Here is a 12131-nt window from a genome sequence, read left to right as displayed (position 1 = left end):
TTCAAGTTGCCGGAATGTTTCGAACCTTGCACCGCCCCGGACGATCTGTCAAGACTGGAGCCCCGCCGTGACCCCACCCCGCCTGCAACCCCTGCTGCACGACCTCGTCGGGCTGGTCCACGCCCCGACCAGCGCGCTGGGCGACGCGGCCGGACAGGTCCGCCCGTCCGGCGTGCAGGGCGTCTTCCACGCCGACGCCCGCGTGCTGTCCCGGGCCGAGCTGCGCGTCGACGACCGCGAGCCCGAGGCGCTGGCCCGGGGGCCCGTCGGCCCGCACGCCGCCCGCTTCGCCGGCCTCGCCCGGTGGCTCGGCGACCCCGGGCCCGACCCGACCGTCCGGGTCGACCGGGTCCGCCGCCTCGCGCCCGCCGGCCTCGCCGAGGAGATCCACGTCGTCTCCACCGCCACCACCGGGGTACGGGCCACCGTCAGCGTCGACCTCGGCTGCGACCTCGCCCCGATCGAGCTGGTCAAGTCCGGCGACGCCGCCGACCCGCTGGCGGCACGGGCCGACGGCCCCGGCCGCCTCGCCTGGTCCGGCGGCGGCACCACCGTCACCGTCACCGGCGAGGGCGCGACCGTCGACGCCACCGGCGACCGGGCCACCACGCCCCGGCTGAGCTGGCCGGTCGAGCTGCCCCCGCGCGGCGCGGTCACGCTGCGCTGGCGGCTCGCCGTCGACGACCCCCGCGCCGTGGTGACCGCCCCGCCCGCCGCACCCACCTGGGCCCGCCCCGAGGTCACCGCCGACGACCGGCGGCTGGTGCGCCTGCTCGACCGCTCCCTGGACGACCTGCACGCCCTGCGCCTGGCCGAGCCCGCCCACCCCGGCGACGTCTTCCTCGCCGCCGGGGTGCCCTGGTTCCTCACCCTCTTCGGGCGCGACAGCCTGTGGGCGGCCCGGATGCTGCTGCCGCTGGGCACCGAGCTGGCCGCCGGCACGCTGCGGGTGCTGGCCCGGCGGCAGGGCACGCGGGTCGACCCGGCCACCGGCGAGGCCCCCGGCAAGATCCTGCACGAGCTGCGCCGGCACGAGTTCGCCGCCGGTGCGGGGCTGCGGCTGCCCCCGGCGTACTACGGCACCGTCGACGCCACCATGCTCTGGGTCGCGCTGCTGCACGACGCCTGGCGCTGGGGGCTGCCGGCCGAGCAGGTGCAGCCGCTCCTGCCGCACCTGGAGGCCGCGCTGGCCTGGCTCGGCGAGCACGCCGACGCCGACGGCGACGGCCTCGTCGAGTACGTCGACACCACCGGCCACGGCCTGGCCAACCAGGGCTGGAAGGACTCCGGCGACGCCGTCCGGTTCCGCGACGGCCGGCAGGCGCAGGCGCCGATCGTCCTGGCCGAGGTGCAGGGCTACGCGTACGAGGCGGCGGTCGCCGGTGCGGCGCTGCTGGACGCGTTCGACCGCCCCGGCGGGGACCGGTGGCGCGCACACGCGGCCCGGCTGGCCGACCGGTTCCGGGCCACCTTCTGGGTCGACGGGCCGCACGGCCCCCAGCCGGCGCTGGCGCTGGACCGGGACAAGCGCCCGGTCGACTCGCTGACCAGCAACATCGGCCACCTGCTCGGCACCGGGCTGCTCACCGCCGACGAGTCGGCGCAGGTGGCCCGGCTGCTCACCACCGAGGCCCTGGCCGGCGGCTTCGGGCTGCGCACCATGTCCACCGGCGACGCCGGGTTCAGCCCGCTGTCGTACCACTGCGGGTCGATCTGGACCCACGACACGGCGATCGTGCTCGCCGGGCTGGCCCGGGCCGGCTACCGCACGGCGGCGCTCGGCCTGGCCGACGGGCTACTCGCCGCCGCCGAGGCGTTCGACCACCGGCTGCCCGAGCTGTACGGCGGCGACGACCGGGAGCTGCTCGGGCGGCCCGTGCCGTATCCGGCGGCGTGCCGGCCGCAGGCGTGGTCCGCCGCGTCGGCGGTGCTGCTGCTCCAGGCCGGCGTCGGGCTCTACCCCGACGTGCCGGCCGGCCGGGTGCGCCTGGCCCCGCTCGCCGGCCCGGGGCTCGGCGCCCTCGCCGCGCGCAACCTGCGCGTCGCGGGCGACCGGGTCGACGTCACGGTCACCGCCGCCGGCGAGGCCACCGTCGACCGCCTCCCGTCGGCCCTGACCGCCACCCCGGTCCCCGCCCCCCGCGCCGCCGCCGAGGCGGGCGTCAGGGGGTCGGCGCGGTGACCAGCTCGGCGACCACCTCGTCGTCCTCCAGCTCGCCGGTCGGGGCGAAGCCCAGGCGGGGATAGAGGATGGCCGCGGCCGGGTTGTCGGGGTGGTACGACAGGCGCACGGCGGCGCAGCCGGGCTGGGCGCGCAGCCACGTCGCCAGGGTCGCCACCGTGGCCGCCCCGACCCCCCGGCCCTGCTCGGCGGCGTCGACGACCATCCCGCCGATCCAGCGGGCGCCGTCGTCGTCGGCGCCCCACATGACGTGCCCGACGACCGTGTCGTCGGCGTAGACGGCCAGGGAGGTCCACACGTCGCCGCGCAGGCTGGTCAGCAGGTAACGGGCCGCCATCGGGTAGACCCAGGCGCGCTGGTCGTCGCGGGGCGCCACGTCGGCGACGGCCCGCCAGTTGTCGTCGTCGACCGGGCGCAGGGTGACGTGCCGGCCGGCGCGGTCGCGGAGCTTCGAGTCGATCACCCGGGGCAGCCTAGGTGCGGCGCGGCCGGCCGGCGACTGCTTTCCCCGCCGGGGCCGGCCCGCCCGCGCGGTGCCGGCCCGGCGGGCGCGCCGCCCGTCAGTCGAGCAGCGGGTCCAGGCCGATGGTCAGGCCCGGGCGGGTACGCACCGCGCGCACCGCCAGCAGCACGCCCGGCATGAACGACACCCGGTCGTACGAGTCGTGCCGGATGGTCAGCGTCTCGCCGGCCGTGCCGAACAGCACCTCCTGGTGGGCGACCAGGCCGGTGGCGCGGACGGCGTGCACGCGTACCCCGTCGATGTCGGCCCCCCGCGCGCCCGGCACCTCGTCCTTCGTGGCGTCCGGGGCGGGGCCCAGACCGGCCTCGGCGCGGGCCTGCGCGATCCGGCGGGCGGTGTGGGTGGCGGTGCCGCTGGGGGCGTCCAGCTTGCGCGGGTGGTGCTGCTCGATGATCTCGACGGACTCGAAGTGGCGGGCCGCCCGCTCCGCGAACTGCATCATCAGCACCGCGCCGATGCCGAAGTTGGGGGCGATCACCGCGCCCACCTCCGGCCGGGCGGCCAGCCAGTCGCGCACCTGGTCGAGCCGCCGCCCGGTGAAACCGGTGGTGCCGACCACGGCGTGCACGCCCGCCTCGACGCACCAGCGCAGGTTGTCCATCACGACGTCGGGGGTGGTGAAGTCGACTGCCACCTCGGCCCCGGCGGCGGCGGACAGGTCGTCGCCCTGGTCGAGCGCCGCCACCAGCTCCATGTCGGCGGCCGCCTCGACGGCCCGGCACACCTCGACGCCCATCCGGCCCCGGGCACCCAGCACGGCGACCCGGATCGGCCCCTGCGGGCCCTTCCCCTGCTCGTCAGTCACGGCCACAACCTATCCCAGCCGCACCGGCCGCACCGGGCCGGTCGCCGGCCGTCCCACGGCCGGACGCCGACGCCGCCGCGACGGGCCGGGCTGCCGGTCAGGCGGAGAAGTCGCGCTCGCCGAACGGGCCGACGACGGCCAGGGACATCGGCTGGGCCAGCAGCTCGGCGGCGAGGGTGTTCACGTCGGCCACGGTCACCGCGTCGACGCGGGCCAGCAGCTCGTCCACCGGCATCAGGTCGCCGTAGAGCAGCTCGCCCTTGGCCAGCCGGCTCATCCGGGAGCCGGTGTCCTCCAGGCCCAGCACGAACGAGCCCTTGCTCATCCCCTTGCCCCGGGCCACCTCGGCCTCCGTCAGCCCGTCGGCGGCCACCCGGCGCAGCTGGGCGCGGGTCAGCTCCAGCACCTCGTCGACCTTGCCGGGGGCGCAGCCGGCGTACACGGCGAACACGCCGCTGTCGGCGTACTGGCTGGCGTAGGAGTAGACCGAGTACGCCAGGCCGCGCCGCTCCCGGATCTCCTGGAACAGGCGGCTGGACATGCCACCGCCGAGGACGTTGTTGAGCACCCCGAGGGCGAAGCGCCGCCCGTCGACGCGGTCGATGCCGGGGCAGCCGAGGATGACGTGCGCCTGCTCGGTCTCCTTCGGCTCGACCAGGGTGGCCGCGGGCTGCACGCGTACCGCCGGGGTGGCCGACCGGTGCGGGGCCGGCGCCGCCGGGCCGGTGTCCAGCGGGGTGCCGGCGAGCGCCTCGCGGACCAGCCGGACCACGACCGCGTGGTCGAGGTTGCCGGCGGCGGCGACCACGATCTGCGGCGCGGTGTAGTGGCGGCGGTAGAAGTCCTGGATCTGCCGGCGGGTCATCGGGGTGACCGTCTCCTCCGTGCCGGAGATCAGCCGGCCGAGGGGGTGGTCGCCGTAGACGGCGCGGGTGAACAGGTCGTGCACCTCGTCGCCGGGCTCGTCGTCGTGCATGGCGATCTCTTCGAGGATGACGCCGCGCTCGGTCTCCACGTCGGTCGGCTCCAGGAGCGAGTCGGCGACCGCGTCGCACATGACGTCGATGGCCAGCGGCAGGTCCTCGTCCAGCACGCGGGCGTAGTAGCAGGTGTATTCCTTCGTGGTGAAGGCGTTCGTCTCGCCGCCCACCGCCTCGATCTCGGCGGAGATCTCCAGGGCGGTGCGCTTGTGGGTGCCCTTGAAGAGCAGGTGCTCCAGGAAGTGCGCGGCACCCGCCTGGGGGCCGGTCTCGTCACGGGAGCCGACGGACACCCAGATGCCGAACGACACGCTGCGCATCGCGGGGATCGCCTCGGTGAGCACGCGCAACCCGCTGGGCAGCACGGTACGACGTACCGTCCCGCCCAGCGGGTCGTCACTCAGCGTGCGGGTGACCGCGCGGGCCGACCCGCCGGCCCGCCCGGGCTGCCCCCCGGCGGCGTGCCGGACGGCCCCGGACGGGGCCACCCCCCGTCGACCCGCAGGGAAAGACGCGCGCTGGGCCCGGCTCACGGAAACCTGCTCTCAGTTCGACGAGGGGTGGGTGGTGCGGTGCCGCCGGCCGCCCGGGACGGGCGGCCGGCGGTGGTGGGAACGTCAGCTGTGCCGGGTCCGGCGGCGCGGACGCTCGCCGCCCTCGCCACCCTCGCCGCCGCCCTGGCCGCGCTCGCCGCCGCCCGGACCACGACCGCCCCGGTCGCCGCGCTCGCGGTCCCCGCGGTCACGCGGGCCCCGGTCGCCGCCCCGGCCGGCCGGACGCTCGTCGCCGGCGACCTCGCCGGTGGCGGCCGGCGCCTCGGCGCCCTCCGGGCGGACCTTGTCCAGGTAGATCTTGCCGCGGGCGTCGATGTCCGCGATCTCCACCTCGACCTTGTCGCCGACGTTGAGGAAGTCCTCGACCTTGTCGACCCGCTTGCCGTCGCCCACCTTGGAGATGTGCAGCAGGCCGTCGCGGCCCGGCAGCAGCGAGATGAACGCGCCGAACGCGGCGGTCTTGACCACCGTGCCCAGGAACCGCTCCCCCGCCTTCGGCAGGGTCGGGTTGGCGATCCCGTTGATCCGGTCGACGGCGGCCTGGGCCGACGGGCCGTTGGTCGCGCCGACGTAGATGGTGCCGTCGTCCTCGATGGAGATCTCGGCGCCGGTCTCGTCCTGGATGGCGTTGATCGTCTGGCCCTTCGGGCCGATCACCATGCCGATCTTGTCGACCGGGATCTTGACGGTGGTGACCCGCGGCGCGTACTCCGACATCTCGGCCGGTGCCTCGATGGCCCGCTGCATCACCTCGAGGATGGTCTGCCGGGCCTCGTACGCCTGCTGCAGCGCGGCGGCCAGCACGTCCGACGGGATGCCGTCGAGCTTGGTGTCGAGCTGGAGGGCGGTGACGAACTCCGGCGTGCCGGCGACCTTGAAGTCCATGTCGCCGAACGCGTCCTCGGCACCGAGGATGTCGGTCAGCGTCACGTACCGCGTCTTGCCCTCGACCTCGTCGGAGATGAGGCCCATGGCGATGCCGGCCACCGGCGCCTTCAGCGGCACACCGGCCGAGAGCAGGCCCAGCGTCGAGGCGCAGACCGAGCCCATCGAGGTAGAGCCGTTGGAGCCGAGCGCCTCCGAGACCTGCCGGATGGCGTACGGGAACTCCTCGCGCGAGGGCAGCACCGGGATCAGCGCCCGCTCGGCGAGCGCGCCGTGGCCGATCTCGCGCCGCTTCGGCGAGCCGACCCGGCCGGTCTCACCGGTCGAGTACGGCGGGAAGTTGTAGTTGTGCATGTAACGCTTGCGGTTCTCCGGCGAGAGGGTGTCCACCATCTGCTCCATGCGCAGCATGTTGAGGGTGGTCACGCCCAGGATCTGGGTCTCGCCGCGCTCGAACAGCGCCGAGCCGTGCACGCGGGGCAGGACGCCGACCTCGGCCGTCAGCGGGCGGATGTCGCGCGGGCCCCGGCCGTCGATCCGGACCTGCTCGCGCAGCACCCGGTTACGGACCTCGGACTTGGTCAGCGACCGGAACGCGGCGGACAGCTCCTTCTCCCGGCCCTCGAAACGGCCGCCCAGCTCCTCGGCGACCTTGGCCTTGATCCGGTCCAGGGCCTCCTCGCGGTCGGCCTTGCCGGCGATCTTGAGGGCCTCGGCGACCTCGGCGCGGGCCACGTCGGCCACCGCGTCGTAGACGTCGGGCTGGTAGTCGAGGAAGACCGGGAACTCGGCGACCGGCTTGGCGGCCACCTCGGCCAGCTCGCTCTGCGCGCGGCACAGCTCGCGGATGGCCGGCTTGGCGGCCTCCAGGCCGCTGGCGACGACCTCCTCGGTAGGCGCGGTGGCGCCGCCCGCGATCAGGGTCACGGCGTGCGGGGTCGCCTCGGCCTCGACCATCATGATCGCGACCTCGCCGTCGGCGAGGGTGCGGCCGGCCACGACCATGTCGAAGGTGGCCCGGGCCAGCTCCTCCAGGGTCGGGAAGGCCACCCACTGGCCGTCGACGTGCGCGACCCGGGTCGCCCCGATCGGGCCGGAGAACGGCAGGCCGGAGAGCTTGGTCGACATCGACGCGGCGTTGATCGCGACCACGTCGTACGGGTGCTGCGGGTCGAGCGCGAGGACGGTCTCGACGACCTGGACCTCGTTGCGCAGGCCCTTGACGAACGACGGGCGCAGCGGCCGGTCGATCAGCCGGCAGGTGAGGATCGCGTCCTCGCTGGGCCGGCCCTCACGGCGGAAGAACGAGCCGGGGATCCGGCCCGCGGCGTACATCCGCTCCTCGACGTCGACGGTCAGCGGGAAGAAGTCGAACTGCTCCTTCGGCTGCTTGCCGGCGGTGGTGGCGGACAGGACGACCGTCTCGCCGAGCTGGGCGACGACGGAGCCGGCGGCCTGGCGGGCCAGCCGGCCGGTGGAGAAGGTGATCTCGCGGGTGCCGAAGGACCCGTTGTCGATCACGGCGGTGCGGGACTCGGTGCCGAGGTTGTGCTCGGTCATAGTGCGGTGGTGCTCCTTCGCATCGGGGGGTCCGCGACGCGGGGAGCTGCTCAGACGGCCGGTCTTCGATCGAAGCGCCCGGGGTGCCGGCAACTGCCGGGGCTCCCGGGGGCCACTACCGGAGACCGGTACGCTGACCGGCTCCCTGTCGGGTGGTCGCGCGGCCCCTGTTGTTCCTTCGTGCCCTCAGACCCTGAGGGCCGTTCTTCGTGCCCGTTGTTCTTCGTGCCCGGTTGTTCTTCAGTGCCCTCACACCGTGAGGGCCGTTCCTTCGGTCACCGGGAGGTGGCCCCTTCCGGACCTTCCCTCCGGCCCGACGGCCTGTTCCGCCCGATCCCGGACGCCGAACGGGCGTTCAGGTGGTGGACGCCGAACGGGGGAGCGACCCGCGCGGGCCGCTCCCCCGTGACGTCATCGGCGCAGGCCGAGCCGCTCGATGAGCGACCGGTAGCGGTTGATGTCCTTCTTCTGGACGTAGTTGAGCAGCCGACGGCGGCGGCCGACCAGCAGCAGCAGCCCACGGCGGCTGTGGTGGTCGTGCTTGTGCACCTTCAGGTGCTCGGTGAGCTCGGCGATCCGCTTGGTGAGGACCGCGACCTGCACCTCCGGCGAGCCGGTGTCGCCCTCGGCGGTCGCGTACTCCGCGCGGATCTTGGCCTTGGCTTCCTGGTCGAGCGCCATGTTCTCCCTGTTTCGTGGGTTGTTCGGTGATGTCCGTCGGATCGGTCAGGGGACCGGAAACGGACCGGCTCCTCGCTCCCGCGGCGTCGTGCAGGCACGCGAGGCCCCACGTCGGTCAGCCGACGTCCCCGCCAGCCTACCAGCCCCGCGCGGAACCGCCCGCCAAGGCCGGCCGGGCGGGCCCGGCGGCCGGCCTTGGCGGGCCTTGGCGGGCCTTGGCGGGCGGGCCTTGGCGGGCCCGGCGGGCGCTTCCGCCGGCCGGCGAGCCGCTCGCGCGCCACGTCGGCGAGTTGCCGGCGCGCCACGCCTGGCTGGCTTGCCCGCGAGCTGCCCGCACGCCATGTCGGCGACATGGGGGTATCCCGGCGGCGGGAAGCCGCCATGTCGCCGACATGGCGGCGGCTGCCCGCGCGCCGTGGCGGCACCCCGCGCGCCGTGGCGGCACCCCGCGCGCCGTGGCGGCACCACACCCGGAGGCATGGCGGCGGCCCGACCGATGGGGCACGCCGCCAACCGGCCGCTGGGCCGACCCGGCCTGGCGGTCAGGCGATGCCCAGCATCCGGCGGATCCGCGCCACGTCCTGGTTCATCTGGGCGATCAGCGGCTCCACCCCGTCGAACCGCACCTGGCCGCGCACGTGCTCGGTGAAGTCCAGGGCCACCCGCTCGCCGTACAGGTCGCCGGAGAAGTCCAGCACGTGCGCCTCGACCCGCCGGTCCCGGCCGGAGAACGTCGGGTTGGTCCCCACCGAGATCGCGGCGGGCATCCGCTCCCGGCCGTCCTTGCGCAGGAACCAGCCGGCGTAGACGCCGTCGGCGGGCACGGCCGCGTGCGGGTGGCAGAGCAGGTTGGCCGTCGGGAAGCCCAGCTCCCGGCCGCGCTGGTCGCCCAGGACCACGACCCCCTCCAGCCGGTGCGGACGGCCGAGCGCGGCCGCCGCCGCGGCGACGTCGCCGGCGTCGATGCGGGCCCGGATGTACGTGGACGAGAAGACGGTGTCGTCCTGGGCGACCAGCGGCGCGTCCTCGACGGCGAAGCCGAACGTCCGGCCGAGCTCCTCCAGCAGCGCCACGTCGCCGGCCGCCCGGTGCCCGAACCGGAAGTTCTGCCCCACCACCACGAGGGTGGCGTGCAGGTGCTCGACCAGGATGTCGTGCACGAACGCGTCGGCGGGCAGCCGGGAGAACTCCGGCGTGAACGGCACCACGCAGAGCACGTCCACGCCCAACGCCTCGATCAGCTCGGCCTTGCGGGTCAGCTCGGTGAGCACCGCCGGGTGCGAGCCGGGGCGGACCACCTCGGCCGGATGGGGGTCGAACGTCACCACCACCGACCGCACCCCCAGCTCACGGGCGCGGGCCACGGTGTGCCCGATCGTCGCCTGGTGGCCCCTGTGCACGCCGTCGAAGACGCCGATGGTGACGACCGAACTGCCCCAGCCGTCGGGCGTGGCGTCGTACCCCCGCCACCGCTGCATGACGCTCCTCCCCTGTCGTTGCCCCTGCCGGCCTCGGCCGGTCGTACCCCGCCGGCCGGGGCCGGCGGTCACCTGTCCCCGCCGTCACGCCGGGGCGAGCACGATCTCCGCGCGCGCCCGACCGTCCCGCTCGCTGACGATAGCGATCAAAGCGCCGTCGGGGCCGAAGACGGCGTACGGCCCGGCGATCCCGACCGGGTCGAGCGGGCCGCCGTGGGAGAGCACCTTCGCCTCGTCGGCGGTGGCCTCCCGGCGCGGAAAGAACCGGTCGGCCGCCGCGTCGAGGGGCAGGTTCACCACCTCGGGGGCGCGCCGCTCCAGCTCGTCGAGGGTCGCGGCCTCGCCGAGGGCGAAACCTCCGACGGCCGTACGGCGCAGCGCGGTGAGGTGGCCGCCGACCCCGAGCGCCAGGCCCGCGTCCCGGGCCAGTGCCCGGATGTACGTGCCGGACGAGCAGGTCACGTCGATGTCCACGTCCACCACGCCGGGCGTGTCCCGGCGGACGGCCAGCACGTCGAGGCGGCTGACGGTGACCCGGCGGGCGGGCAGGTCGACGCTCTCGCCGTCGCGCACCCGCTTGTACGCCCGCTCGCCGTTGATCTTGATGGCGCTCACCGCGCTCGGCACCTGGTCGATGTCGCCGGTGAGCGCGGCGAACGCCGCCCGGACCGCCTCGTCGGCGACGGCGTCGGCCGGCGTGACGGTGATCACGTCCCCCTCGGCGTCGTCGGTCACGGTGGCCTGCCCGAGCCGCACGGTGGCGGCGTAGCTCTTCCCGGCGCCGATCACGTACGTCAGCAGCCGGGTGGCCCGACCGACCCCGATCACCAGCACGCCGGTGGCCATCGGGTCGAGGGTGCCGCCGTGCCCGACCCGCCGGGTCCGCGCCAGGCGACGGATCCGCGCCACCACGTCGTGCGACGTCATGCCGCCGGGCTTGTCGACCACGATCAGACCGTCTGCGCTCACGACCGCCAAGCCTGCCAGACGGGGTCACGCCCTCCGTCACCGCACGGCCCGATACGGCTTTCCCTGTGGTGGGAAGGGTGCCTACCGCACGGCGCCGACGACCGCCCAGCCGCCGGAGCGCAGTCGCAGCAGCAGGGCCGCCAGCCGAAGCAGCACGAACAGCGTCAGCCCGGCCCAGATGCCGCCGAGACCCAGGTCGAACGCGTACGCCAGCCAGATCGCCGGCAGGAACCCGCCGAGCGCGGCGACGATCGTGAGGTTGCGCAGGTAGCGCACGTCACCCGCGCCGATCAGCACCCCGTCGAGGGCGAACACCACGCCGCCGATCGGCTGCAACGCCACCAGCCACGGCCAGGCGACCGCGGCCTGCCCGCGTACCTGGTCGTCGGAGCTGAACAGGCCGGGCACGACGCCGGCCCCGGCGGCGATGAGCACCGCGAACGCCACGCCACAGACCGCGCCGAGCAGCGCCATCCGGCGGGCCAGGGCCCGGGCGACGGCGGCGTCGCCGGCCCCGAGGGCCGCCCCGACCAGCGCCTGCGCGGCGATCGCGAGGGCGTCGAGCACCAGGGCGGTGAAGAACCACAGTTGTACGGCGATCTGGTGCCCGCCGACGGCCGCCGCCCCGAACCGGGCGGCCACGGCGGTGGCGGACAGGAAACTCGCCTGGAAGGCGACGCCCCGCACCAGCAGGTCCCGGCTGAGCAGCAGTTGCTGGCGGATCACCCGCAGGCGGGGCCGCAGGGCCACCCGCTCGCGGGCCAGGGCGGCGGCGAACAGGCCGCCGGAGAGGGTCTGCGCCAGCGCGTTCGCCACCGCCGAGCCGGTCAGCCCCCAGCCGACCGGATAGACCAGCACGACGCAGAGCACCGCGGAGAGCAGGTTGGGGCCGAGCACGAACCACAGTGGCCGGCGGGTGTCCTGCACACCGCGCAGCCAGCCGTTGCCGGCGGCGGCGAGCAGCAGGCCGGGCGCGCCGAGCGCGGCGACCCGCAGCCACCGCGCCGCCGCGTCGGCGACCTCCCCGGGACCGGCCAGCGCCTCGGCCAGCGCACCCGCGCCGAACTGCATGCCGGCGGCGACCAGCACCCCGACCGCGAGCGCGAGCCAGGACGCCTGCACCCCCTCGGCGACGGCGGCGGGGCGGTCACCGGCGCCGAAGCGGCGGGCGGCCCGTCCGGTGATCCCGTACGCCAGGACGGTGCCCAGCCAGGCGATCAGGGTCAGCACGGTGCCGGAGACGGCGAGCGCGGCCAGCGGTACCCGGCCCAGGTGGCCGATGACCGCCGTGTCGACCAGCACGTAGAGCGGCTCGGCGGCGAGCACCACGAGCGCGGGCAGGGCCAGCACGGCGATCCGGCGCGGCGAGGCGACGGCGGGCGGGGCGGAGGCAGGGGCGGGTTGAGTCATCGACGCCGATCCTGGCATGGCCCAGGTAAGGGCTGCAAGAACAACGGTCCCTTACTCGAAGCTCACGGCCGTCTTCGGCGGAGTGGTCACCGAGGCGATCACCC

Annotated in this window: 9 protein-coding genes; 1 reads left to right on the top strand and 8 read right to left on the bottom strand. The window is 75.3% G+C overall.

Annotated elements, in window-relative coordinates:
• Positions 1-67 precede the first annotated feature (67 nt).
• On the top strand, positions 68-2182 hold the full coding sequence (locus LPU61_RS03730) for a glycogen debranching N-terminal domain-containing protein (RefSeq protein WP_144420199.1): 2115 nt from the start codon (positions 68-70) through the stop codon (positions 2180-2182).
• Here LPU61_RS03730 and LPU61_RS03725 read toward each other — a convergent pair.
• From LPU61_RS03725 to LPU61_RS03690, 8 genes are all read right to left on the bottom strand, one after another.
• Positions 2163-2645, bottom strand: coding sequence for a GNAT family N-acetyltransferase (locus LPU61_RS03725; protein WP_229404125.1), 483 nt, complete (start codon positions 2643-2645; stop codon positions 2163-2165). The two genes, LPU61_RS03730 and LPU61_RS03725, sit on opposite strands and share 20 nt — an antisense overlap.
• Positions 2646-2742: 97 nt before the next feature.
• Positions 2743-3510 carry a 4-hydroxy-tetrahydrodipicolinate reductase gene (gene dapB / locus LPU61_RS03720; RefSeq protein WP_043964180.1) on the bottom strand — a complete coding sequence of 256 codons (768 nt, stop codon included), beginning with the start codon at positions 3508-3510 and terminating at the stop codon, positions 2743-2745.
• Between the two features lie 97 nt (positions 3511-3607).
• Positions 3608-4978: a pitrilysin family protein gene (locus tag LPU61_RS03715; protein ID WP_229404123.1), complete on the bottom strand. Its 1371-nt coding sequence runs from the start codon at positions 4976-4978 to the stop codon at positions 3608-3610.
• 129 nt (positions 4979-5107) lie between these two features.
• The gene (locus LPU61_RS03710; RefSeq protein WP_043962419.1) at positions 5108-7489 is read right to left on the bottom strand and encodes a polyribonucleotide nucleotidyltransferase; all 2382 of its coding nucleotides are present in this window, start codon (positions 7487-7489) and stop codon (positions 5108-5110) included.
• A 411-nt stretch (positions 7490-7900) separates the two neighbouring features.
• Entirely contained in the window at positions 7901-8170 is a 270-nt protein-coding gene (gene rpsO / locus LPU61_RS03705; protein WP_043962418.1) for a 30S ribosomal protein S15, read from the bottom strand.
• 542 nt (positions 8171-8712) lie between these two features.
• On the bottom strand, positions 8713-9648 hold the full coding sequence (locus tag LPU61_RS03700; protein ID WP_043962417.1) for a bifunctional riboflavin kinase/FAD synthetase: 936 nt from the start codon (positions 9646-9648) through the stop codon (positions 8713-8715).
• A gap of 84 nt (positions 9649-9732) precedes the next feature.
• A complete protein-coding gene (gene truB / locus LPU61_RS03695; RefSeq protein WP_043962416.1) occupies positions 9733-10617 on the bottom strand; it encodes a tRNA pseudouridine(55) synthase TruB in 885 nt (294 codons plus the stop codon).
• An 81-nt stretch (positions 10618-10698) separates the two neighbouring features.
• Positions 10699-12027, bottom strand: a complete 1329-nt coding sequence (locus LPU61_RS03690; RefSeq protein ID WP_229404122.1) for an MATE family efflux transporter — start codon at positions 12025-12027, stop codon at positions 10699-10701.
• Between the last annotated feature and the right edge of the window lie 104 nt (positions 12028-12131).

The organism is Micromonospora sp. NBRC 110038 (genome assembly GCF_020884815.1).
Classification (GTDB): Bacteria; Actinomycetota; Actinomycetes; order Mycobacteriales; family Micromonosporaceae; genus Micromonospora; species Micromonospora haikouensis.
This window is presented reverse-complemented; position numbering and strand designations above follow the sequence as displayed.

Excerpts from the sequence above, each read along its gene's own strand:
- LPU61_RS03700 (WP_043962417.1), bottom strand. The coding sequence starts at position 9,648 with ATGCAGCGGTGGCGGGGGTACGACGCCACGCCCGACGGCTGGGGCAGT.
- LPU61_RS03690 (WP_229404122.1), bottom strand. The coding sequence starts at position 12,027 with ATGACTCAACCCGCCCCTGCCTCCGCCCCGCCCGCCGTCGCCTCGCCG.
- LPU61_RS03710 (WP_043962419.1), bottom strand. The coding sequence starts at position 7,489 with ATGACCGAGCACAACCTCGGCACCGAGTCCCGCACCGCCGTGATCGAC.
- rpsO (WP_043962418.1), bottom strand. The coding sequence starts at position 8,170 with ATGGCGCTCGACCAGGAAGCCAAGGCCAAGATCCGCGCGGAGTACGCG.